The following is a 23,438-nucleotide window of genomic DNA, read 5'->3' on the forward strand; positions in this document are numbered from 1 at the left end:
CCTTGAGATATGTATTTTAATTTAAATAACCGGATGGATTGCTGTCAATAATTCCACCGGCAAAACAATAACTACGCCTGCACCATACTTCCCAGCAATTCAGTCTCATCCTCACTCAGTATCTTTCCGCAGTCCAGGAGCAGTTTTACTTCATTTCCGGGTTTTCCTATCCCCTTGACATATTTGTTATTAAAGCCGGTTTTGGAATTGGGAGGCGGCATAATATCCTCATCATCAATGGAAGCCACCTCGGATACCGTGTCGACGATGAGCCCTATGGAAGTTTCATTTATATCGATCACTATTATGCAGGTTCTGTCGGTGTAATCCAGAGGTTCTTTTTTAAACCTGAGTCTTACATCCATTACCGGAATTATTTTGCCTCTGAGATTGATAATGCCCTTCAAATAATCCGGCAGCTCCGGCACCTGTGTTATGGGCTGTATTCCGATTATCTCGGTTACATATTTTATTTCTATCCCGTAATCCTCCTTTCCCAATGTAAATGTCAGAAACCTCCCTTTTTGAGTGTCTTCATTTTCAATTTGCAAATTATCTTCCAATATCGAAGCCATGTTGGTCTCCTTTCATCGTTTACTTTTGATCAGACTTGCTATATCAATTATCAGGCTGATGCTTCCGTCACCCAATAATGTACATCCCGAAATTCCCTGAACCTGTTTGATATATTGCGGCAACGCTTTGACTACCACCTGCTGTTCGCCTATAAGACTATCAACGAATACACAGACACTTTCATTTTCGCTTTCCACCAATATCAGGATGCCCTCTTCAAGTTTCCCGGTACCGGCTTTCACATTAAAAATCTTATGCAGCCTTAATATTGGATAGCATTGACCCCGGATCATAATCATTTCATTTTTGTCAGGATCACATATCACATCGTTCTGGCGGATTTTAAGCGATTCACGTATGGAAACCGTAGGGATGGTATAGGTGGCCTGTCCGACTCTTACCGTCATCCCGTCCATAATGGCCAGAGTCAGCGGAATTTTTATGGAGAATGTGGTGCCTGTGCCGGGATTACTGTCGATCTGGACTGTTCCTCCGACTTTATCAATGTTTTTTTGGACAACATCCATTCCAACTCCACGGCCTGAAAACTCAGTTACCTCCTCTTTTGTCGAAAATCCCGGCAGCAGTATGATTGAATAGATCTCCTTATCGGCCATATCACTTGCAGGCCTTTGAAGGATATTATTTTCAATGGCTTTCCGGATAATTCCCTCCTTGTCCAGCCCCCTTCCGTCGTCCTTCAGGATTATCCAAACATCCCCGCCGGAGTTCTTTGCTTCAAGAGTGATTTTTCCTATTTCACCCTTTCCGGCCAATATTCTTTCCTCCCTGGTTTCAATTCCGTGATCAATCGCATTGCGAATCAGGTGAATCAATGGATCTGATATATGTTCGATAATGTTTTTATCAACCTCTGTCTCTTCTCCGGTTATTTCGAAAACAATATCCTTTTCCAGCTTTTTGCTCATATCTCTGACTATCCTGTTCATTTTCTGAAATGTAGTGGAAAGGGGAACCATCCTCATAGACATGACTATATCCTGCAGCTCTCCGGTTATCTTTTTCAGATGTCTGGCAGCTTTTTTGAAGCCTTCCAGTTCAAGCCCCTTCAGCTCAGGGTTCTGGGTTACCATGGATTCGGATATGACCAGTTCTCCTACCACATCCATTAATTTATTCATTTTTTGAATATTAACACTTATGAAATTTTGTTTTGACAGATTTGCCAGCTTATCTGCCTCGGCAGGCTCCCCGGAATTCTTCCCGGTACTGTCCTCCTCCATGCCCGGCAGGCAAATTTCAGTTTCCTCTGAGCTCTCACGATCTGCGTGTACAGGTTCACATTCAATAGTGAGCTCCCTCAGGAACATGGTTTCTTCCAGAAGCTGCCTTACCTCACTTTCGGGCAGCCGGCAACAGAACCGCACTGTAAGTCCTTTAGCGCGGATTTCCTTATTGCAGCTGTCCTTATCCGAAATCTCCTCCGGGAAGTGGCTGATCCCATAGGCCACCTGCTGAAGTGTATGAATAACTGCAAATGCTCTCATACTCTCCATTTCGCAGTCTTCCTCAAAGGTTATGACAGCTTTATAGGCATAATTGTGTACGCCGGGGTTGTTGTCAGCATCACCGGCTTCATGTGCAGAGCGGTTTGTTTCTTCTCCCGTCCGGGAAGTTTTTAAATCAGATAGAAAATTGGTAAGCAGGTGGATTATATTTGATGGATCTTCATAGGACTCTTCCTTATTTTTGATTCTTACTACCTCGCTCCCAATAAAATCGATGACCTTCAGCATGATGTCTGTGAGGTACATGTAATCAACCTGCGGAGGTTTGTTCTCTCTCAAATGAAAAAATACATCTTCAACAGAATGTGCCAGCAGGGAAATATTATTAAAACACATCATTGCAGAAGAGCCCTTGATAGTGTGCATAATCCGGAATATTTCATTTATTTGGCTTTCAAGTCCGTTTTTCTTTTCACTGTAAAGAATTATCTGTTCAAGTTGTTCAATAAGCTGGGAAGTTTCAAATACAAATATTTCCTGCATTGGCTCAGTATTTATATAGTCCGACAAAATAGCCACCCCGTAATATAAATTTTGTATCGAATAATGATTACCGGATTATTTTCATGTGCTGCTGTGAAATTTACTGAGAGCTTTTACTATGCTTTCCTCTTTGAAAGGTTTTACAATAAAGCCGGTAGCCCCTACCATAACAGCTTCCTTGATGTGACTTTCCTGTCCCAGTGCCGATATCATGACTATTTTGCTGCCCGGACTGATTGCTTTTATTGCTTTAACGGCTTCAATCCCGTCCATTTCAGGCATTGTTATATCCATTGTTACAAGGTCCGGTGACAATTCCTTGTATTTCTGAACTGCTATCCTGCCATTTTCAGCCTCACCGACTACCGTAAAACCATTTCTTTCAAGTATCAGCTTTAAAGCCTGTCTCATGAAAACCGCATCATCAACTACCAACACTTTTAGCATCCAATCACATCCTTGTTTGTAAATATAAATAATATATAAAATCTTTTGTAAATTTATTGACATAATATCTTCATCAACCATGTAACAATATTATTATTATGTTACATTTTTTTAGAGTACATAAGGCACACTATTACTATAACTACGCTGATGTCCAGCTATAAAATATATTAAACCTGCAAAAAACAAATGTATCAATTTATGCATAATATGCTATAATAATTACATTATTTATTGACACAAATCTACATTTCACGACATTTGTCTGCCAAACAAATCTGACCTCGGAGGAAATCACCATGACAGTAGAACCCATACGGGATAAAGCAAAAATTAAGCAAATTTATTATTTTTTAAATGGAAAGGACCCCAAATATGGCCTTTTATTTAAGTTCGGATTGAATACCGGACTAAGGATCAGTGATATTCTTGCCGTAAAAGTAAAGGATATACTGAATGAAAAAGGTGAATACAGAGACTACCTGATATTAAAAGAGATGAAAACGGGAAAGGAAAAAAAGATAAAGTTAAATGATGCCTTGCGCAAAAATATTAATTCGTATCTTAAAAATTCCAGCATAAAGTATGATTCCTATTTGTTTTCAAGCCAAAAAGGCGGATATATAGGGCGGGTTCAGGCTTACAGGGTTTTAAAGGAAGCGGCCATGTTCTGCAATGTTGAAAATTTCGGCACTCACAGCCTGAGAAAAACCTGGGGGTACTGGACATATAACATGTCAAAATATAATGTCGGCTTAATAATGGATACTTTCAACCACAGTTCCCAGAGCATTACCTTGCGTTATATCGGGATCAATCAGGATCAGAAAGATGAGCTCTATTCATTGGTGCAGTTCTGAAGTTCGGTCAGATTTAAATTTAAAATTAATGTAGAAATTGGAAATATTATAGTGTATAATGACAAATAAGGTCGAATGTAACATAATAATAAAATTGTTACGTTAATATTTTCCTATGATATAGAATTAATGCCAATTATGATTTTTTTAAGCATAATTGGCATTTTATATTTGTCTTTTTATTTAGTTTATAGCCGCTTAACGTCCCAACAGGTTTGACAGCTCTCCGAACTGCTGTACCGAGAGCACTTCGCCCCTTATATTGTCCTTTAAGCCCATACTCTCGATTATTTGCCTTATTTGCTCCTTATCCTTTCTAAGGAAGCCTGCATTGGCAAGTCCGTTTACAAGAGTTTTTCTTCTCTGCCCGAAGGAGGCCCTGACCAGTTTGAAATACAGATCTTTATCGTCAACCCTGACTGAAGGCTCTTTCAATATGTCCAGCCTGATAATTGTAGAATGTACCTCGGGCTGCGGAATAAAACAATGGGGCGGCACATCAAATATTATTGCAGGCTTGCAGTAAAACTGCACTGCAACCGACAGTGCCCCGTAATCCTTTGTACCCGGTCCCGAAACCATTCTCTGCGCAACTTCCTTTTGCACCATAAACACCATTCCGTCTATCCCTTTGACCTCTTCCAGAAATCTCATGATTATGGGAGTGGTAATATAATATGGAAGATTGGCAACTACCCTTACCGACTTTGAATTATATTTTTTCTTGTATTCCGATATTATGTCATCGATATTTGCCTTCATAACATCATTGTTAATTATGTCTATATTTGAAAACTCACTTAAGTTGTCATTGAGAGCAGGTATCAGATGTTTATCAATTTCTATGGCCACAACTCCGGCCGCCCTCCCGGCAAGTTCCCTTGTCATGCTGCCGATTCCCGGACCAATCTCCAGAACCAGCGTATCCTTATCAAGATCAGCGGCATCAACTATTTTCCTTACGACGTTATCATCATTCAGAAAGTTCTGTCCGAGGGACTTGGTCAACCTCAGGTTATGCTTTTTAATAACGTCCAGTGTATTGTTTTTAATCATTACTTCTCCTTCAAAAAATAAATTTTAATAATATTATATCCTATAAAATTGTTATTTGAAGGCTATTTTCTTATTTTTGTCCCTTTTTGTATATGCGGTCCAGCGGATGCAATATATCCAGTGTAAAATCAATTACTTTAAATACAACAATATACGCTATGAGCGAATATATTGTATTTTCCCACCCAAATATAAATCCGGCTGCAATTACTATAAGAAGATTAATTAATATAACTAACTTATTTGGTGAATAATTGTTATTAATCTTAAATAATATTCTTCTATGCTCAATCCCGTCTAAAAACCCTCCGTATTTTAGAATCAATCCCGAACCTATACCAAGGCAAATCCCGCCTAATATGGTAGAATTCAGAATATCGTAAGTTTCCCAGTTATCGGTATTTATTGCGGATATCCAGTAAATAAGGGACAGCAATGCAAATAATATTGTAACCAGCTTTTGCTTTCCCCGTTGTATATATTCAACAAGAATAAAGGGGAAATTTAAAATAAAAATTATCACTCCCAAAGGTATTTCACTAAGATAGCTCAATACCACTGAAATTCCTATAATTCCGCCTCCGATAAGATTATGGGCTTTGAAAAAGACCTCGAGACCCAGGGCAGTCATTATTGAACCCACAAGAATAAAAATGTATTTCATAACAATTATTGGAAGCATGCGTTTTACATTCATATATCAACCTCCATAAATTCAGTTTTGAAACCATTGTTCTTTTAAGAAGGAATATTTTTTTGTCTGCCGGATATCTTTTGATAAATAAGATTGCAGAGATTATATATCTTCTTTGATTCTTTTGTAAGCAGCGGAGCAACAATAGCCAGAATCAGTACATATATTACAACAAAGGACTGGAGTACCGGCAGCAACCCGCCTGCCTTACCCATATTGGCCATGATTATTGAAAATTCACCTCTGGCCGAAAGAGTAAAACCAATATTGGCCGAAGCCTGATTGGATATTTTCGACATACGTCCCGAGAAAATTCCGGCAATTATATTTCCCAGAATGGTGAGAATAGCGGCTACAACCGCCATAACCGCACCGCCGCCCAGTGACAGCGGGTCTATTGAAAGTCCGAAGTTAAAAAAGAATATTGCGCCGAAGAAGTCTCTAAAAGGCAGTATATTGTGTTCGATCTTCTTGGCATGTACCGATTCGGCCATAATAAGCCCCACAAGCAAGGCACCTATTGCTTCGGCCACATGCAGTGTTTCGGAAAATCCGGCGACCAGAAACAACACACCTATAACCACCAGCAGGAAAAGCTCGGCCGACTGTATGTTAAGCAATTTGTCAATATACTTCATCACCCTTTTACCGCCTATAAGTATGGCCAGTATGAAGAAAAGCGCCACAAGTGATGTAGACAGTACTCCCCAGACTGAATTTGATCCGCTGAGAAGCAGCCCGGATAATATGGATATGTGAATAGCTATGAACAGATCGTCAAACATTATCATTCCCATGATAATTTCTGTTTCAGGATTTGCGGTACGCTTCAGGTCAATGAGAACTTTTGCTACTATTGCGGTGGAGGAACTGGTCATGATACCGCACACTACCATGGTTTCCTTGATGGGGAGGCCCATAATCCAGCCAAGCAGCAGCCCGGAAGAAAAGTTTAACAGGACGTAAACCGTACCGCCAATAAAAATAGACTTGCCCGACTTGATGAGACGTGTTACCGAAAACTCCAGACCCAGATAAAACAATAGGAACAACACGCCCAACCGGCCCATAAAGTTTATAAATGAAGAACTTTCAATAAATTTTAAATCAATAATACCAAAGCTCGGGGCATGAGGCCCCACAGCCATACCTATCAATATATAAAATGGGATTACAGAAAAGTTAAGTTTATTTGATAAAAACCCCACTATGGCTATCAGTGTTATTGCCAAACCAATTTCAAAAACTAATGTATCCATTCTACCTCCCTATGATGTTTATACTTTCATATTTCTCCTCCGAATAAATAATTTTTAAGCACTTTTAAGTGCTTTCTTTCCCCGACTACAACTATGGTGGACTCAGCTGAAAATACGTAGTCAACACCAGGATTTATGTGTTTTTTCTGCCCCTTCTCCATAACGGCGATAATTGACGCTCCCGTCGTCTTCCTTACCTGCATCTCACCAATGGATTTACCGATGCATTTTGAACCGGCTTGAATTTTGTACCACTCAACTATCAGGTCTCCCAAAGACACATCAACCGTTTCAAGGGCCTTTGGCTTGTATGCCAGTCCTCCTATTATTGCAGCAACATTCCGTGCCTCATTGTCATCGAGGGTTACCATTGAAGCACAGTTCTCATAATCATTGTGATAGAAATGATACAGCTCCCGTCGTCCGTCATCATGTACCACAATAACCAGCTTATTTCCTTCCTGAACCTCTACTTCGAATTTTTTTCCGATATTCGGCAAATCAGATTCTCTAATGGTCATGACTAAGTACCTCCATTTTGTGTATTAACATTGAAGTATACCAGCGATCAAAAAACAAGTGCTAAAAAATAGACTTCACTTCTGACCGCTTTTTTATTCAGTTTTTATTTTATGCTGCCTTAGCATTCTGACAAACATATGTTCACCCCCTTCCAGATATGGCATTGAATGTCTTTTCTGTACGTGTGTGGACACTATTTAATAATTTTGATTTAAATAGATTTTAAATTTTTTAAAAGATAAAATTTTAGAAATTATATAATTTCAGAAGTATCTCAAACCCATTTTAACACGATTTTGTGCAGAATTTCAAGAATTTATTTAAAATTTTATCAATTTTATTATATATCTTCAATTCTCACTAATTATCTCGTGTTATCTTACGTTATCTTTGTCCAGAACAAACTTTGACTTATAACTATTGCCCAGGTAACAAAACCGCCGTGTAAAAACTCCTCTTCAAATTTTTGTAAAATGTTAAAAAAGCCATACCCATAAATAAACTATCCGGTTTTATAGTATTATTTACAGGCAGGCTTTTTATTGTGTTCACTATTTACTTTTACTGTTTTGATTATCTGACAAACCCTTTGACAAGCCCGATTTTTAATGCCTCAGGCCTGGAGCATTCCGTTTTTAGATCAATGAAACTTCTTTTTTCAGAACTCTCCTGGAATGCCTGCATTATCTCGAGGACATGGACTGCCAGTTCACCGCTTGCTATATTTTTTCTGCCGCTGCAGATAGCGTCGGCCATATCTGCCACACCCAGACCTCTGCTGTTCTCGGAATATATATGTGTCAGCGGAAGCTCCCTGAATCCGTCCTGGAAGTAGGTCTGAATTTTTACATCCCCTCCGAAGGTATTGGGGTCGGGAACGAGAAGCGTGCCTCTTGAACCGTATATCTCTATTCTGGGAAGTGTGCTTCCCCATACATCAAAGCTGGTTATAACCGTGGCAATTGCACCATTTTTAAATTCCACCGTTCCGGCCACATGGGTGGGAACCTTCACATCAATAACCTTTCCGAATTTCTTCTCACTTGTAATGGTTCTCTGCTTGAAGGTTATTGAGTTCATTCCGGCTACCGTTTTGGCCGGACCAATGAGAGAAACGAGAGCTGTCATATAGTACGGGCCCATATCCAGCATGGGACCTCCGCCGAAATCGTAATAAAATTCAGGGTCGGGATGCCAGCTCTCATGTCCGTGGCAGACCATGAAAGCCGTAGCGCCTGTGACATCCCCGATCAGGCTGTCATCTATTGCCTTGCGGCAGGTTTGAAGGCCTGCACCGAGAAAGGTGTCAGGCGCACAGCCCAGCAGCAGGTTTTTTTCTTTTGCGAGTTTCACAAGTTCCAGTCCCTGCTCAACTTTGAGCGACAAAGGCTTTTCAACATAAGTGTGCTTGCCCGCCTCCAGGGAACGCCTGCAAATTTCAAAGTGATCCTTTGGAGTTGAGAGATTTATAATTATTTGAATTTCATCGCTGTTGAGCATTTCCTCAAGGGTACATATCCTGTTGATTTTATATTTTTCCCGAGCTGCCGCAGCCCTCTCCCCCACCAGGTCACAGACCGCCCATACCTGGGTGTTGACAAAAGCTGAAGTCAGGTTCTGCAGGTAAATATCGCTGATATTTCCGCATCCGATTATTCCAATTTTAACTTTCTCCATACCGGCCTCCGTTCGCATTGACTAAACCGTATCGGGCCAATGCTCATTTATTTTTTTATACTTGTTTTTTTATGATTTATACTTTCATATAAGCCTGTTGGCCCACAAAAATCCCCGTTTCATCAGCTCAGCGGCTTCAGGTGCATCAAATACATCGGCATGATGTCCCAGAGAAGTATAAAATACTCTGCCCTCACCCCATTTTTTTGTATAGGCAACGGGCATAAGTACGGGACCGTTGGTGCTGTGAGGTCCCGGGACAAGCGGAAAGCTCGTGGTTGCCAGAACATTTACAACCGGATCAATATGCAGGTAATAGTGTTCCGTTTTCACTTTAAAATCTTTAAGCCCTTCAACTATAGGACTGGAACTTGCACCGACGATATTGACCTCATACTCTATACCGTCATTTCCCGGGTGTTCCACCCATTGGGAACCAGTCAAGAATTGCCATCTGGTGCTGTTGCGGAAGGAGTCACACATCCCGCCATGGCAGCCTGCAAGTCCGATACCGCTCTCTACAGCCTTGCAGATGTTTCCGACATATTCCTCCTTGATTTCGCTCATTGTATATACAGGTATAATCAAAGAGTATCCCATTATTGTGTCCAGGCTTTCAAAAACACTCAGGTCTTCAAAGATATCAACTTCAAAGCCCTCACCCTTCAACAGTTTTTCAAACACCAGAGATACTTCCACAGGCTGATGTCCATCCCATCCGCCCCGTACAATCATAGCCCTTTTCTTCATAAAATCTCTCCCATCTCCCGGTCAATCAACCCGCAGTTTATTGTCCGGATTAAATTCTAAATATCCGTTAAAAACATATTATGCTTTTGCAGCTTCTAAAAAAAGTAAAAAGGCTATAAAAAGTAGACAATTATTGCAGTAAGATATAATATATTAATATGATGCAGAATTGTATCAAAATGTGCATGGTTTTGAATTATATGGAGTGCAGATTGGAGGCTTAAATGATTTTTTATGAAAATAAATCCAGTCATTTATATTGCTGGCAGGGAAGTAATATGACTTTTCCTCCGCACATTCACAAAGAACTTGAAATACTGTATTTATTAGAAGGTGAAATAGAGCTGACGGTCAATTCCAAACAGCAGGTTCTGCATGGAGGAGATGTAAGTTTTGCTTTCCCCAATACAATTCATGGCTATAAAACCATATCCCAGAGTCACTATTATATTTTAATATTCAATGGGGATTTGCTACCCCTGTATAAAAATATATTTTCAACCTGCAAGGCTGCCGAATGCCGGATTCCGGGGCCGAGTATCCCCGGAGAAGTCTATTCCAGCCTCAGCAGCATATTCAGTGAGACACAGTCGGGCAATAATCCCGGTATCACCACAGGATATCTTTATATCGCAGTAGCAAGACTGCTGGAACTCTTGAATCTGCAAAAAGTAAATAAGGAGGTATCGGTGAATCTGGTGGAGAAGGTACTGAACTATATCCAGCAGAATTACCTCAATGCCATAAATCTTAATTCCATTGCTGCAGAACTTGATATAAGCCCATTTTACCTGTCGAGGGTCTTCTCAAATAACATAGGTCTCAGGCTTGACACATATATAAATGAATTGAGGATAAATTACGCAAATCATCTGCTTTTAACCACAGACAGGCAGATAACCGAGATTGCTCTGGAAAGCGGCTTTGAAACCTTGAGAACCTTCAACAGGGCATACAGGAATATTACCTCCATCACTCCGAGGGAGTACAGAAAACAGCATCTGCGCTAACTTAACCCGTTGTGCCAGTTATTCCATATTTGCTTTACCTGTGTAATTTTTTATATCAACTGGTAACTTCCGCACTAACTTCATGAAATAGACGCACCAAAAACAATTACGAAAATTGTATCGCCTCATTATAAAGCGGTTTTTGCCGTCGCTCAAACTCGACATCATGTCTCGATTTGAAGCTCAAAGCAGCGTCCTGCTGCTTTGCCGGCAAAACCGCTTTACCTTCGTCGACAATTTATCGCAATTGTTTTTAACCGTGCATCTATTTCATGAAGTTGTCCTCGCGTTACCAGTTGATTCTAATTAAATCTATCCGTAAAGCAAAAGACAATTTCAATTAGCACAACACGTTAACTTAGACCCGATGTACCTGCCAACCCGGTTAAATTCGGTATGCTTTCCAGTTTGCAAATTTGCCGGCACCATGTACTTGGGCAAACCTGCACGTTTCAAGCAAATTCTTCTACTCAGGCATCCCATTGACGGATACCGGCCTGGCAGTTGAACTGTTTATGATAATCATACCGGTACGCGAGTACAACTTCAAGCAATGGAGTGCACGATAAAAGTGCTTACTGAAATTTGTAGGTGAAAAACAAGTATTTCAGCCGTCAAAGTGACAGGACGTCACTTTGAGCAGTACGCGAGACCCGGATGGTCGAGTCGCTGCGACGGCAAGAAAATACTTGTTTTGAACCCTTACTATTTCAAGCAAGCACTTTGTGTGCACTCCACTGCTTGAAGTTAGTACGGAAGTACCGGTATGATCATTAACAACTTCTGCTGCCTACACCTTAAACCGTGAGACCGCTTTAATCAAAATCTCCGATTTCCCTTTTGCCGCCCCTGCCATCTTTATGACATCGTTTGACATCAGGGCTATGGTTGATGCCGCCTCTGCAATGTTTGTAGCACCCTGCGCCTCTTCATTGGAGGCATTGGCTATTTCGTCTATTCCCTTTACCATACTCTGCATGGAAGCAAGAAGCTCCTGGGAAGTGGCGCTGAAGTCGGTTACCATATCGTTTATGCTTGTTGAAGCCTTGCTGTATTGTCCGCTGGAAGCAACCAGGTAATCATAGTCGTTCAGAACCTTCCTGTCAATAAACTCCATGATCTCTCCCGAGCTGGCCGAGAGTTCCTTCACCGCTTTGAATATTATTCTGGAAATTTCCTGTATCCTCGCAATGGTGTTCTTGGAGCCTTCGGCAAGTTTTCTTATTTCATCGGCAACCACCGCAAAGCCTTTTCCCACTTCCCCTGCCCTTGCAGCTTCAATGGCCGCATTCAAGGCAAGCAGGTTTGTTTGGGAGGTTATTTCGAGGATAGCTTCAGACAGTTCGTTTATCTGGTCTACAGCTTCAGCCTGTTCAATTGCACTCTGCAAATCCTTTTTGGTCTTTTCATATATCGATACGGCATCGGACTTTGAGGAAACAGCATTTTGTTCCATATCCTCAGTCATTTTATTCAGGTCATTTATGGTAAGTGCTCCCTCATGGGCTTTTGTGGCAATAGCCTCAATTGCCGTTTCAATTTCAAGAGAGGTTGCATTCATTTCTTCTGTGGACGATGCAGTCTCCTCGGTACCTGCTGACAGCTCTTCCGTTGTCGCCGAAATTTCTTCTATATTTTTGTTGAGCCTGTCCATTTCAGAATTTATTGTAACCAGCAGCTTGCTGACCTCGGAGGACTCATCGGCAACTTCAATGATAATATTTTTTACAGCTTGCTGCATGGTATTGATGGAGTTGGCAAGGATACCCGTTTCATCTGTCATTTTTAACAGTTTCTCAGGCATATTACCCGAAAAGTCCCCGGTAGCCACAACCTTCAAATAATCTGAAGCCGTTTTTATAGGTTTTGAAATCTTTCCTGCAATCAATAGTGTAATTACCAGACTTACCAACATGAATACAATTGAAAGCACAACTATAATTACGGCCAATTTACTTATTTCGGCCATGGTCTCGGATTCCGGAGCCGCTATGGACAACGACCAGGCAGTGCCCTGCACCGGAGAAAAGCCCATGTATTTTGTAACACCGTTAAAATGATATTCCCCGACTCCTGATTTTCTCTCAGCCATTTGCTTTGTCAATTGGGCCAGTCCATTTAATTGCGGATCTTTTTTTGCTTCTTCAAAAACGTTATACATATCAAAGACAAGATTTTTATCATGATGAGCTATTATAGTCCCTGAATTACTGATCATTAAAGCTTCCGAACTTTTTCCATATTGTATGTCATCGATAAGAGAACTCAATTCATTCCCATCCCTGACTGCAATCAATACCCCCTTTACGGTATTTCCCTCTTTAATCGGAACTGCATAACACACTACCAGACTATTATTTGTTTTGCTTGCAATAGGGTCTGATACGGCTCTTTCACCGGCTTTTGCCTTTATAAAATATTCCCTGTCCGCAATTATGGAATTTTTACCGTTGGTATATCTTGCATTGCCATCCATATCTGCAAGCATCATATATAAATAGCCGCTTCTTTTTACCTCGTTTTCCATCAATCTCAGCTTTTCGTCATATGATGTGGTATCATTTTTTATGTAATCTGTCTCGGCAAATGCCTCCAAAACACTCAGCTGAACATCAACCCTTGCCTGTATAACCTTTGCGGCCTCCTTGGACATTTGAGCCAGCGATTCATTTATAGTGGATTTCAATGCTCCGGATGAAACCATATCTGCTGCAACTCCAAGTCCTGTACAAATAAACAACAATAATGCTCCAAAAAATAGAACCAGCTTTGTTTTAATACTTTTTAGCTTGAACATAGATACCTCCAAATAATGTGCCACAAATCACTATCTCAATATATTTTTTTTGACAACTTATCTCTTATGATATATTAGTAAGGCTTTATTTGTAATATATTATCAAAATTTGTCAAAGCCGTGGTTATGACAAATATTTGAAGATAGAGAACAATCGTTTTAATTGATATATAGTAAATACACTACTGATTTAAGGAGAAAACCATGGCAACCAACATTAAATTCGGTGAATGCCTGAAATTAATTCTATCGGCTTTAGATATAAGTATTAATAGACTGGCCAAGGCAATCAATGTTGACAACTCGCTTGTTAACCGCTGGATTCATGGAAAAAGAGTTCCTTCTTATAATACACTCTATATTGAAAGAATTTCGGAATACCTGTCCAAAAATGTTCATAACTCCACTCAATTGGAACAGCTGAATAATATTCTTTTAGAGGTATGCCGGGATACCGGGGCAGTAGTTGACCTTCAGGAGAAAATCAGGATAACGCTAAGAGAGTCACAGGGTTATTCCTTTGAGTGTAAAAAAGCTGAAAAAAAAGAAAGTAAAATCCACAGGGCAAATATAGAGGAGAGTCTTAGCAATGCAGTGGCCTTATCCAGCAAGGATAAAATTATTTTTGGAATCAGTAATATACTTTCGGCAGCCATCTCTCTGCTTGAAACTGCCGTGAACCAGACCCAGCAGGAAGATAAAACTGTTTTCCTTACCTTTAACAGTGACTTGGGTTTACATACCCTGCCAAATAATAAAGTTACACAGTTTAAGGAGCTTTTATTGAGAACCATAAATAACGGATGGGATGTGGTGTTTTTATTGAGATTAACCAATAATACCTCAAGGACTTTAAAGTTCATCAATTTCATACTGCCATTCATGAAAACGGGGAGACTTAATCTGTATTATTTTAAAAAATACGGTGTTTTTGCAGCAGAAAGAGAACTATGTATCATTTCCGATATCGGAGCACTTTCATGCTTTTCCACAAATCCAACTTCGGAAATAAGTTGTGCCTTTTACCTGGAAAGTAAAGCTGCCGTCAATATTTTAAAGGATTACTTTAATTTGCTTCTGTCCAATTATGCAAAACTGCTCATTAAGTACTATCCTGAGGATATGTCTGCAGACTATTTCTGTCTTTTGACCGAAAGTGAAGAAAATATGGGTACCCGCTATGTTTACAATTATGGGCTAAGTAAGTTTTTTCTGCCTGAGAAGCTGTATAAAAAGCTCATGGGAAGTAAAAATATGCCTTCTGAGGCAATCCAGATGTACTTGAAGGATCACAAGAGGCAGATTAATACAATCATCTCTAATATCCAGAATTACTGGCATAAGGATATATTTCCTGTGGATACAATAAAAAAGCTGATCTGCCACAGGCAGCTTTATCTATACACTTATTCAGGAGTTGAAGTCCTTGAGCTGAAGGTTAGGGATATTATTGAAATCCTGCAGAATATAATAAATATCCTTCAAAAGTTCAGCAACTATAATATTGCTTTCTTATCCCCGGATGGTGACAGCACCTTGATAATAAATGATTTATACTGTACGGTCAAGGAAAGGCATTCGGTACAGTTTGAGGCTTTCAAACCCGCAAGCGGCAAACCCCAGGTCCGGCTATCCATAGAGGAGCCTATGCTGGTGAGAGCCTTTGAAGAATATTTTTGTGACCTCTGGGATCATATAGCCCCACTGAATAAAGATAAAAGTGATGTTATTGCCTGGCTGCAAAATCAGCTAGATATGCTGGCCGCAGAACTGTAAGCCGCAGAAAAGTGACCTGGTTGGGCTATCAACCCGGCATCGGACTTTGCACAGGCTGGCACAGTCCGGCACAGTCCGGTTTCTCCGGATACGCGGATAGAAAATGAGCCGACCCCACAAACCGGATCAGCTCAAACAGTCCCTTTAATACTTTTATTTGTTTACACACTTAAAATCAAACTGCTATTTAAGTATATAAACTTTTACTTTTTTTACCCCCCATATGTCCACCGCATAGCTGGAATCAAGATAAACATCTATCTTGTTTCCTTTTATCGCTCCTCCTACATCGGCAGCAACTGCATATCCATAGTCAGCTGCAGCTCCCGGAACCTCGACATAAACCCGGGTTCCCAGTGGAATAACTCTTGGGTCTACTGCTATAATCCCTCTTTTGACCTTTGCGCCGGTGGCAGTAATACCAAAGCCCGGATCTCCGGGGTGCTTACCGGTATCGGCGAAAGAAGCCGTATATGAGGTCGCCTTCATATTCATAACATTTGAATATCTTAGTGTATCACCTCTCGATGTCTTGTAGTTTAAAACCGTACCGACTTCAACAATCTTATCCAGCGGATTTGCTGCAACAATATCCTTGATCAATTGTTTGGCGGTCTGCTTTCCATTCTCGTAAACTACAGTATATGTCTTCTCTCTGATGCCTTCTTTTCCTTCTCTAACTGTATTTTTTAGTCCTTTGTCCAGTCTGTTGTTTTCTTTTGTAATTGTTTTAAATGGTATGGGAGAAGTCTCTTTTACTGTCTTTTCATCTACCCGAATTATTGAAATATCCATATTAGGTACAATTCTGTCCCCCAATTGGGACTTGATGAACTTATCGTCTTCATCCACGCTGATAGCGTTGTCGTTTAGTACCTCTTTGACAGTATCCTTATAAGTTTTAACACTTAATTCCTTCCCATCCACAATAATTGAAACAGGTACAGCTCTTTTTATCTCAATTCTGTTCTCCTGGATTCTCCCTAGCTTTGAGTCAAACGGCATGCTGACAAAATCTTCCTTTGCAACTGTTACGCCTGTCTGCTCCAATACCTCTCTCACTGTTGCTTTCATTGTCTTTATTGCAATCTCATGTCCATTGTCGTTGATTACTACGTGTCTTTTCAACCCATTAAATACAAAGACACCGGCAGTAACGGATATAACAACGGCAATACTGATTATTGCAATATCCAATGATCTGATCTTGAATAAATCTCCGTGCTTCTTTCTGCCAAAACCACGAAAATTCATTTGTGAAAAATACCTTTTAATATTCTTCGCAATCGGTATCATAAATACTAACCTCCTGTTAGAAATATTCAAAGGGACTGTGAATATTTTATGCTAAGCGTATAATTTTGTCAAATTTATTGCCTATTAATGGCATAGATTTTCCAAACAGTTCCCTTATTAACAATTATTAACTGGATTTTAGTATATTATTCTGAACCACTAATTATGCCTGAAAAAAGTCCGAAACCCGCAGCTATGGCTTATCCGACAGTTCGGAAATACGCCATTCCCCTGCTTCACTGTCTAATTCCATGGTAATGTATTTTTCATTTTCACCGCTTTTAAAAAGGACTTGCGGTATCTCTTCCTTATCTTCTGAGGATGCTTCAGGTTTGTCAATCTCAAAGACTACTTGAAATTGAATTTTGGCAAGATGTTCGTCATCGGTCAATTCGTTATAAAGCTTTGATGACTTAAGCCTGATGGCCTTGACTTCACTTTGGTAGGTTTTTTTGAATTTTTCTTCATCACTGAGGATTTCATCCCTGGATGCTTTGCTTACAAGAGTATGGGCGGCTTTAAAATTTCTTGAATTAACAGCTTCAACCCATTTTTTTATAGCTGCTTCAAATGGTTCAGCGTTCATATTACTTTTAAGCAGGCTGATAAATGCCTTATTGGCCTCCATTTCCTGCCGGACTTGCTGGCTTTCGGCAATGAGCTTATAATTGCTGCTTTTCAGGTCGGAGTTTTCCTGTGTCAGGGAAGAAACCCTTTCTGCCAGCTCCTTGTTCTGCTTGTCAAGATTGTTGATTTTTTCACCGAGAGTATCAATACTCAGGTTTTTGGCATTGCTCAGGTCCTGAAAGCTTTCCAGCTGTTTTTCCCTGTCCCACAACAAATAATTAAAAGAAATAAGTATTGCGATCAGAAATACAAACACAATAACAATAATAAACTTTTTCATAATTCCTCTCCTTGAGAATCAATTAAGACTTATTATTTTATTTCAATCCGAATACCTTTTTCGCATTCATCAGTGTTATCCCGGCAACTTCAGACTCACTTATTTCCTTAATCTCGGCAATTTTTCGAATAATGTGGACCAAATAACCCGAATTGTTTCTTTTTCCCCTGTGAGGTTCGGGAGATAGATATGGGCAATCTGTTTCAACCAAAAGTTTTTCCAGAGGAACAGCTTTTACAACTTCAACGGTTTTTCTGGCATTTTTAAAGGTGACAGCTCCTCCGACGGCAATATATAAATTCAGCTTAAGCATTTCCATTGCCATCTGTGCACTGCCTGAAAAGCAGTGGAATATTCCTCCCACCTGCTTAACATCCGTCTTTTTCAATATATTGACAGTGTCTTCATGTGCATCCCTGTCATGAATGATTATGGGAAGCCTGAGCTCCTTGGCCAGCTCTATCTGCCTTTCAAACCAATATCTCTGTATGTCTCTCGGAGAATTGTCGTAATAATAATCCAGACCTATTTCACCTATGGCCACAACCTTATCATTTTTCGACAGGGTCCGGATCCTGTTCATAATGTCCTCATTCATTTTTTCGGCATCATGGGGATGTATTCCCAGAGCCGCATAAACAAAGGGATATTTTTCTGCCAGCTCCATTGTTGCCTCCAGAGATTCGGGGCTGGCACTGGCATTCAATATATACGAAATCCCCTCCTGATGGAGCTGCTTCAACAAAGAATCCCTGTCTTCGTCAAAGCGCTCATCATCATAATGTGCATGTGTATCAAAAATCAATTTATCACCCGTTTTATTTCAATAATTATCGAATATACCATAGTATTTTCCAAATTTATGAAAAGTACTTCCTAATATCTATATGACAGGATTAGCCTTAAGGTTCCTTTTCAAAACTGTTCAGTGTGACACTCCCAGGCTCTGTCAGCCAACGTGTGCTCCGCTTGGCATGTCTTTGTCTATGGTTACCAGAGACAGGCCGTTTTCATCCGAGGCCGCCAGTATCATACCCTGGGATTCTATTCCTCTGAGTTTTGCAGGCTTCAGGTTGGCTACCAATATCAGGGTTTTTCCCACCATTTCCTCAGGGGTATAGTATTTTGCTATTCCGGATACCACCTGCCTGACCTCTTCACCGACCTGCAGTTTCATTTTCAGCAGTTTGTCGGCCTTTTCAACTTTTTCGGCCTCCAACACTCTGGCCACCCTGAGATCGACTTTGGTAAAATCGTCAATGGTTATCAGGTTGGCATTGGTTTCATCTGCGGGTTGGTTAACGGCCTGCTCCGCTTTTGCAGTCTTTTGCGGCTCTTTAGCTTTTGCAGGTTCAGCCGACTTTGCAGCTTCCGCAGCATTTTCAGACATTTTTTCTATCTCTTCAAGCTCTTTCTTCAAATCAATCCTCGGGAAGATAACATCTCCCTTGTTTACCCTTGCTCCCACCGGATATACTCCCCATTCCCCGGCTTTATCCCATTCCACCAGGCTTTTGTCGGTTATGCCCAGCTGGTTCCATATCTTTTCGGGAGTTTCAGGCATAAAGGGCTGTATGAGGATGGCTATGACCCTCAAGGTTTCTGCCAGATTGTACATCACCTGTGCCAATCTTGGAGTGTTTGCTTCATCCTTTGCCAGAACCCATGGCATTGTCTCATCAATATATTTATTCGTTCTGGACACTGTCTTCCATATTTCCGACAGAGCAGTGCTGAACTGCAGTTTGTCAAGGAGTTCCTCCACCTTTGCAGGAGTTTCTTTTACAAGGCTTATGAGATCACTGTCAAATTCACCTGAAACCTTGTTTTCAGGAATCGAGCCCCCGAAATATTTATCTATCATTGCCACAGTTCTGCTTACCAGATTGCCCAGATCATTGGCCAGATCGGAGTTGATCCTGTTAATAAGAGCCTCATTGGAGAATACTCCGTCAGAACCGAAAGGAACCTCCCTTAAGAGGAAGTATCTGATGGCATCCAATCCGTATTTGTCTACCAGTATCTGCGGATCAACAACATTTCCCTTGGATTTGGACATCTTGCCGCCTTCAAGCAGCAGCCAGCCATGTCCGTAGACCTGTTTCGGCAGCGGCAGATCCAGTGCCATAAGCATTGCAGGCCATATTATGGTATGGAATCTCACGATTTCCTTTCCAACCAGGTGAACGTCGGCAGGCCAGTATTTGCGGAACAGAGCATCGTCCTGCGCCGAGTAGCCCAATGCAGTTATATAGTTTGACAAGGCATCAATCCACACATATACCACATGTTTGTCGTCGAAGGAAACCGGAACGCCCCAGTTGAAAGTGGTCCTTGAAACCGCAATATCCTCAAGACCGGGTCTGAGGAAGTTGTTCAGCATTTCGTTCTGTCTGGATACAGGCTGTATGAATTCGGGATTTTCTTCTATATGTTTGATCAATCTATCCTGATATTTTGACAGTTTGAAGAAATAGCTCTCTTCCTTTGTCAGTTCAACCTCACGGCCGCAGTCAGGGCATTTGCCGTCAACCAGCTGTGTCTTTGTCCAGAAGGATTCGCAGGGTGTGCAGTACCAGCCCTCGTATTCACTTTTATAAATATCTCCCTGGTCATACAGCTGTTTGAATATTTTTTGAACGGCCTTTACATGCTCGTCGTCGGTGGTCCTGATAAATCTGTCATTGGTTATTTTCATCAATTTCCACAGGTCTTTTATACCTGACACGATTTCATCCACATACTGCTTCGGGGTTATTCCCTTTTCTTCGGCCTTTCTCTGTATTTTCTGCCCGTGTTCATCGGTTCCTGTCAAAAACATTACATCATAGCCCTTTAGCCTCTTGTATCTGGAAACAGCATCAGCTGCAACAGTTGTATATGAATGTCCTATGTGAAGCTTTCCGCTTGGATAATAAATTGGCGTCGAAATATAATAAGTTTTTTTAGACATCTTTCCTCCTCATTTGTTACTAAAATTGCAATATATGCAACAATAGATAATAACTTAATGTATTATGTTATTTAATTGTTCCCCAACATGGTATAATTTTATAGTTAGTACTCATTACTACTATACATATTTGTTTTCAATTTTTCAAGGAGAATATTCCGAATGATAAGTTTTATAAGAAGTTTGAAATATTCAAATAAATACAAAAATTATATATATCCAATTGTTGAAAAAAGAGTTAAAGAAAACTGGGGCTACACAAAGCGTATCCGCAAGCTCTCCATTAAGTCAAACGCACGGGAAGCCCTTGAGAAAAACAGGTTTGATTCGGCAGTTTCCTCCATATGCATGTTGTATCCGAATGTTGATATACCAATGGCTGCGGATGTGATTACTTCTTTCCAGGCCATCCTTCAATACCTGAACACCATATGCATGCATTCCTCTACAAGTACCGAACCCTTTTTGAGGCTGATCTTTTCTTCCTTAAAAGATGCATTAAATCTCAGAAACGACTCATATGAACAGTATTTTACATTCTTCCCCTCAAAGGACGACAGCGGCTATCTCACCATACTTGTAGAAAAGTGCCGTCAGAAAATGCGCACTCTGCCGTCCTATGATGTAATCCGCGATCAACTGTCGGCTTTTCTGGCACTTTTCATTGATTTGCAGATTACAAAGTTCTCCTCGGAGGATAATGCGAAAGAAGTGAACCTTACCAACTGGAGCTCTGCTCACGGTCAAAAGTATCCTGAACTGTCGGGCTGGGAATTCTGTATGGCAGTTGACTCAACTTTAAGCATACAGCTCCTGCTGGCCCTTGCAACTGATCCGGATCTGACAGAACAAAAGGCTGAAAGCTTCAACATATCTTTTTTTCCATGGATATGCTGCATTCATAAAATACTGGAAGGTTATATCAATTATAATGATGATTTATCCTCGGGAAACATCAATTACGATTTTTATTATGAGAATCTCAAAGAGTATGAGAACAGAATTATTTTCCTTATGAAAAAAGCCTTGAGAATGAAGGCATCCAATCCAAAGCTTGTCCGTTCCACCGTCAAACTGCTCCTGAGCATATACATTACCCACCCAAAAGCAAATGAAGGTATGAATGCCATTACCAGCAAGGCGCTGCTGAAGGCCGGGGGCCGGGGAATGTTTTTCTATTCCTCAGCCGTCAACCTTCTCAGAGCAAAAAAGTATTTTTAGGAATTATCTATCCGAAAATAAAACGGCAGGCCCAGAGTGATGCTATGACACTGATAATATCAGCCATTATTGCAGCTATCAGTGTGTATCTTATGTTTTTTACACCTACCGAGCCATAATATACCGCAAGTGTGTAGAAGATGGTTTCGGTAGACCCCATCATGGTGGCGGCAACGCGCCCCTCATAGGTATCCGGCCCAAAGGCTTTTATTATCTCAGTTACAAATGCAAACGAGGCACTTCCCGAAATGGGGCGCAGCAGCGCCAGCGGAGCCACCTCAGGAGGCATCCCCAACAGGTCGATCAGGGGACGCAGCAAAATGATCAGCAGGTCGAGGGCCCCGGAGGCCTTGAACACTCCCACCGCCACCAGCAGTCCTACAAGGGAGGGCATTATTTTAATGACGGTTTCTATGCCGTCCTTTGCTCCCTCGATAAATAAATCGTAGGCCTTAACTTTCCTGAGTATAGCCGCAAGTATTATTATAATGAAGATTGCAGGTATTGCATAATCAGATATTTGTCTTATAATCCCCATGGCTTACCTTCCACCTACCGTTTGTGCTTTGCGGCTTTTCCGGAGCCGCCCGGTTCCGTCTGCCCCTCATTCCATACCTTTGACAGGAGCTTGGCAGCTATGATTCCCATTATTGTGGCACATACCGAGGCTATCCATATGCAGACGATTATTTCGGCAGGCTTCTTTGATCCCTCGGAAGTCCGCAAGGCAATTATGGTTGCCGGTACAAGCTGTATTGCCGCAGTGTTCATGACCAGAAACATGCACATTGAGTCAGTGGCGGTTTTTTTGTCCCGGTTCAAGGACTGCAGCTCATTCATGGCCTTGATTCCAAGCGGGGTTGCCGCATTTCCCAAACCCAGGAAGTTGGCAACCAGATTCATTACGATGGCCCCCAGGGCAGGATGATCCCTGGGTATATCGGGATATAAAAAGGTCATCACAGGTCTTACAAATCTGCTGATACCGGTAACCAGTCCGCTTTTTTCGGCTACTTTCATCAAACCTGTCCAGAGACACATCACTCCCAGAAGTCCTATACATACCGTCACCGCCGACTGTGCAGAATCCATGGCAGCTTTTGTAACCTGGTCTATCCTTCCGTTTATTATTCCCACGGCAAAGCCTATCAGCATCAAACCCATCCATATATAATTAAGCATTTTTCCTCCACGTCCCAAAAATGCACGGTTCCTTAGTTTCCTCTTATTATATATGTGGACAGAGCCCTGTTTATGTTTTCAAATAACTTAACTCTTTGTGCCGGTTGGTTTACTTTACAGTTAAATGTGGTGTACCGATTATACAGGTACGCGAGTACAACTTCACAACCATGAATAGCACGGTAAAAGCGGTTGCCGGAATTTGTACAGGCAATCCATTGAGAAAAACCAATCAAATTACTCTTTGTGCCCGTTAATTTACTCTCAATTTTACAGTTAAACGTTGTGTACTGATTATACAGGTACGCGACTACAACTTCATGAAATAGGATGCTCGGTTAAAAACAATTGTGTTAAATTGTCGCCAAAGGTAAAGCGGTTTTGCCGGAAAAGCAGCAGGACGCTGCTTTGAGCTTCAAATCGAGACAGGATGTCGAGTTTGA

The 23,438-nt window shown here is 41.0% G+C and carries 20 protein-coding genes; 4 read left to right on the plus strand and 16 right to left on the minus strand.

The window, feature by feature from the left end; translation table 11 throughout:
* Positions 1 to 71: 71 nt before the first annotated feature.
* Genes T344_RS0119970 through T344_RS0119980 form a run of 3 tightly spaced genes read right to left on the minus strand, consistent with a single transcriptional unit; the run spans position 72 to position 3,035 of the window.
* The gene (locus T344_RS0119970; protein ID WP_027630145.1) at positions 72 to 575 is read right to left on the minus strand and encodes a chemotaxis protein CheW; all 504 of its coding nucleotides are present in this window, start codon (positions 573 to 575) and stop codon (positions 72 to 74) included.
* A gap of 12 nt (positions 576 to 587) precedes the next feature.
* Positions 588 to 2,615: a chemotaxis protein CheA gene (locus tag T344_RS0119975; protein ID WP_027630146.1), complete on the minus strand. Its 2,028-nt coding sequence runs from the start codon at positions 2,613 to 2,615 to the stop codon at positions 588 to 590.
* 54 nt (positions 2,616 to 2,669) lie between these two features.
* A complete protein-coding gene (locus T344_RS0119980) occupies positions 2,670 to 3,035 on the minus strand; it encodes a response regulator (protein WP_027630147.1) in 366 nt (121 codons plus the stop codon).
* Positions 3,036 to 3,334: 299 nt separating this feature from the next.
* Here T344_RS0119980 and T344_RS0119985 point away from each other — a divergent pair, with 299 nt between their 5' ends.
* On the plus strand, positions 3,335 to 3,895 hold the full coding sequence (locus T344_RS0119985; protein WP_027630148.1) for a tyrosine-type recombinase/integrase: 561 nt from the start codon (positions 3,335 to 3,337) through the stop codon (positions 3,893 to 3,895).
* A 198-nt stretch (positions 3,896 to 4,093) separates the two neighbouring features.
* Here T344_RS0119985 and rsmA read toward each other — a convergent pair whose 3' ends face one another.
* The 6 genes from rsmA to T344_RS0120015 all read right to left on the minus strand — a co-directional run bounded on the left by rsmA (position 4,094) and on the right by T344_RS0120015 (position 9,853).
* Positions 4,094 to 4,951 (minus strand): 16S rRNA (adenine(1518)-N(6)/adenine(1519)-N(6))-dimethyltransferase RsmA, encoded by an 858-nt coding sequence (gene rsmA / locus T344_RS0119990; protein WP_027630149.1) that lies wholly within the window; start codon positions 4,949 to 4,951, stop codon positions 4,094 to 4,096.
* Between the two features lie 70 nt (positions 4,952 to 5,021).
* The gene (locus tag T344_RS0119995; protein ID WP_027630150.1) at positions 5,022 to 5,648 is read right to left on the minus strand and encodes a YitT family protein; all 627 of its coding nucleotides are present in this window, start codon (positions 5,646 to 5,648) and stop codon (positions 5,022 to 5,024) included.
* Positions 5,649 to 5,689: 41 nt separating this feature from the next.
* On the minus strand, positions 5,690 to 6,904 hold the full coding sequence (locus T344_RS0120000) for a cation:proton antiporter (protein ID WP_027630151.1): 1,215 nt from the start codon (positions 6,902 to 6,904) through the stop codon (positions 5,690 to 5,692).
* Positions 6,905 to 6,930: 26 nt separating this feature from the next.
* Positions 6,931 to 7,425, minus strand: coding sequence for a cation:proton antiporter regulatory subunit (locus T344_RS0120005; RefSeq protein WP_027630152.1), 495 nt, complete (start codon positions 7,423 to 7,425; stop codon positions 6,931 to 6,933).
* A gap of 574 nt (positions 7,426 to 7,999) precedes the next feature.
* Positions 8,000 to 9,103, minus strand: a complete 1,104-nt coding sequence (locus tag T344_RS0120010; RefSeq protein ID WP_027630153.1) for a Gfo/Idh/MocA family protein — start codon at positions 9,101 to 9,103, stop codon at positions 8,000 to 8,002.
* A gap of 84 nt (positions 9,104 to 9,187) precedes the next feature.
* A complete protein-coding gene (locus tag T344_RS0120015; RefSeq protein WP_027630154.1) occupies positions 9,188 to 9,853 on the minus strand; it encodes a ThuA domain-containing protein in 666 nt (221 codons plus the stop codon).
* A gap of 224 nt (positions 9,854 to 10,077) precedes the next feature.
* On the opposite strand from T344_RS0120015, the gene T344_RS0120020 reads away from it, so the two are divergent.
* Positions 10,078 to 10,863 carry a helix-turn-helix domain-containing protein gene (locus tag T344_RS0120020; RefSeq protein ID WP_027630155.1) on the plus strand — a complete coding sequence of 262 codons (786 nt, stop codon included), beginning with the start codon at positions 10,078 to 10,080 and terminating at the stop codon, positions 10,861 to 10,863.
* A gap of 790 nt (positions 10,864 to 11,653) precedes the next feature.
* On the opposite strand, the gene T344_RS0120025 is transcribed toward T344_RS0120020, so the two are convergent.
* A complete protein-coding gene (locus T344_RS0120025) occupies positions 11,654 to 13,660 on the minus strand; it encodes a methyl-accepting chemotaxis protein (RefSeq protein ID WP_027630156.1) in 2,007 nt (668 codons plus the stop codon).
* A gap of 204 nt (positions 13,661 to 13,864) precedes the next feature.
* On the opposite strand from T344_RS0120025, the gene T344_RS0120030 reads away from it, so the two are divergent.
* On the plus strand, positions 13,865 to 15,436 hold the full coding sequence (locus T344_RS0120030) for a helix-turn-helix domain-containing protein (RefSeq protein WP_027630157.1): 1,572 nt from the start codon (positions 13,865 to 13,867) through the stop codon (positions 15,434 to 15,436).
* Between the two features lie 183 nt (positions 15,437 to 15,619).
* Here the strand turns inward: T344_RS0120030 and T344_RS0120035 are convergent, their stop codons facing one another.
* The 4 genes from T344_RS0120035 to metG all read right to left on the minus strand — a co-directional run bounded on the left by T344_RS0120035 (position 15,620) and on the right by metG (position 20,592).
* Positions 15,620 to 16,732 carry a 3D domain-containing protein gene (locus T344_RS0120035; RefSeq protein ID WP_051572092.1) on the minus strand — a complete coding sequence of 371 codons (1,113 nt, stop codon included), beginning with the start codon at positions 16,730 to 16,732 and terminating at the stop codon, positions 15,620 to 15,622.
* 193 nt (positions 16,733 to 16,925) lie between these two features.
* A complete protein-coding gene (locus tag T344_RS0120040) occupies positions 16,926 to 17,639 on the minus strand; it encodes an MreC domain-containing protein (RefSeq protein ID WP_027630159.1) in 714 nt (237 codons plus the stop codon).
* A 37-nt stretch (positions 17,640 to 17,676) separates the two neighbouring features.
* The gene (locus T344_RS0120045) at positions 17,677 to 18,444 is read right to left on the minus strand and encodes a TatD family hydrolase (protein ID WP_027630160.1); all 768 of its coding nucleotides are present in this window, start codon (positions 18,442 to 18,444) and stop codon (positions 17,677 to 17,679) included.
* Positions 18,445 to 18,588: 144 nt separating this feature from the next.
* Positions 18,589 to 20,592 (minus strand): methionine--tRNA ligase, encoded by a 2,004-nt coding sequence (metG, locus tag T344_RS0120050; RefSeq protein WP_027630161.1) that lies wholly within the window; start codon positions 20,590 to 20,592, stop codon positions 18,589 to 18,591.
* Between the two features lie 162 nt (positions 20,593 to 20,754).
* Between metG and T344_RS0120055 the strand changes: the two genes are divergently transcribed.
* Positions 20,755 to 21,813 (plus strand): DUF2600 family protein, encoded by a 1,059-nt coding sequence (locus T344_RS0120055; protein ID WP_027630162.1) that lies wholly within the window; start codon positions 20,755 to 20,757, stop codon positions 21,811 to 21,813.
* Between the two features lie 7 nt (positions 21,814 to 21,820).
* Here T344_RS0120055 and T344_RS0120060 read toward each other — a convergent pair whose 3' ends face one another.
* Together T344_RS0120060 and T344_RS0120065 are read right to left on the minus strand one after the other, a co-directional pair.
* The gene (locus T344_RS0120060; protein WP_027630163.1) at positions 21,821 to 22,351 is read right to left on the minus strand and encodes a spore maturation protein; all 531 of its coding nucleotides are present in this window, start codon (positions 22,349 to 22,351) and stop codon (positions 21,821 to 21,823) included.
* Positions 22,352 to 22,365: 14 nt separating this feature from the next.
* On the minus strand, positions 22,366 to 22,995 hold the full coding sequence (locus T344_RS0120065) for a nucleoside recognition domain-containing protein (RefSeq protein WP_027630164.1): 630 nt from the start codon (positions 22,993 to 22,995) through the stop codon (positions 22,366 to 22,368).
* Positions 22,996 to 23,438 lie beyond the last annotated feature (443 nt).

The organism is Ruminiclostridium cellobioparum DSM 1351 = ATCC 15832, assembly GCF_000621505.1.
GTDB classification, from domain to species: domain Bacteria; phylum Bacillota; class Clostridia; order Acetivibrionales; family DSM-1351; genus Ruminiclostridium; species Ruminiclostridium cellobioparum.

Bases quoted from the DNA above. Each gene is read 5' to 3' on its own strand.
- T344_RS0120030 (WP_027630157.1), top strand. From the start codon at position 13,865: ATGGCAACCAACATTAAATTCGGTGAATGCCTGAAATTAATTCTATCG.
- T344_RS0120065 (WP_027630164.1), bottom strand. From the start codon at position 22,995: ATGCTTAATTATATATGGATGGGTTTGATGCTGATAGGCTTTGCCGTG.
- T344_RS0119995 (WP_027630150.1), bottom strand. From the start codon at position 5,648: ATGAATGTAAAACGCATGCTTCCAATAATTGTTATGAAATACATTTTT.
- T344_RS0119980 (WP_027630147.1), bottom strand. From the start codon at position 3,035: ATGCTAAAAGTGTTGGTAGTTGATGATGCGGTTTTCATGAGACAGGCT.
- T344_RS0120005 (WP_027630152.1), bottom strand. From the start codon at position 7,425: ATGACCATTAGAGAATCTGATTTGCCGAATATCGGAAAAAAATTCGAA.
- T344_RS0120025 (WP_027630156.1), bottom strand. From the start codon at position 13,660: ATGTTCAAGCTAAAAAGTATTAAAACAAAGCTGGTTCTATTTTTTGGA.
- T344_RS0120015 (WP_027630154.1), bottom strand. From the start codon at position 9,853: ATGAAGAAAAGGGCTATGATTGTACGGGGCGGATGGGATGGACATCAG.
- T344_RS0119985 (WP_027630148.1), top strand. From the start codon at position 3,335: ATGACAGTAGAACCCATACGGGATAAAGCAAAAATTAAGCAAATTTAT.
- rsmA (WP_027630149.1), bottom strand. From the start codon at position 4,951: ATGATTAAAAACAATACACTGGACGTTATTAAAAAGCATAACCTGAGG.
- T344_RS0120060 (WP_027630163.1), bottom strand. From the start codon at position 22,351: ATGGGGATTATAAGACAAATATCTGATTATGCAATACCTGCAATCTTC.
- T344_RS0120010 (WP_027630153.1), bottom strand. From the start codon at position 9,103: ATGGAGAAAGTTAAAATTGGAATAATCGGATGCGGAAATATCAGCGAT.
- T344_RS0119970 (WP_027630145.1), bottom strand. From the start codon at position 575: ATGGCTTCGATATTGGAAGATAATTTGCAAATTGAAAATGAAGACACT.
- metG (WP_027630161.1), bottom strand. From the start codon at position 20,592: ATGTCTAAAAAAACTTATTATATTTCGACGCCAATTTATTATCCAAGC.
- T344_RS0120035 (WP_051572092.1), bottom strand. From the start codon at position 16,732: ATGATACCGATTGCGAAGAATATTAAAAGGTATTTTTCACAAATGAAT.
- T344_RS0120020 (WP_027630155.1), top strand. From the start codon at position 10,078: ATGATTTTTTATGAAAATAAATCCAGTCATTTATATTGCTGGCAGGGA.
- T344_RS0120000 (WP_027630151.1), bottom strand. From the start codon at position 6,904: ATGGATACATTAGTTTTTGAAATTGGTTTGGCAATAACACTGATAGCC.
- T344_RS0120055 (WP_027630162.1), top strand. From the start codon at position 20,755: ATGATAAGTTTTATAAGAAGTTTGAAATATTCAAATAAATACAAAAAT.
- T344_RS0120040 (WP_027630159.1), bottom strand. From the start codon at position 17,639: ATGAAAAAGTTTATTATTGTTATTGTGTTTGTATTTCTGATCGCAATA.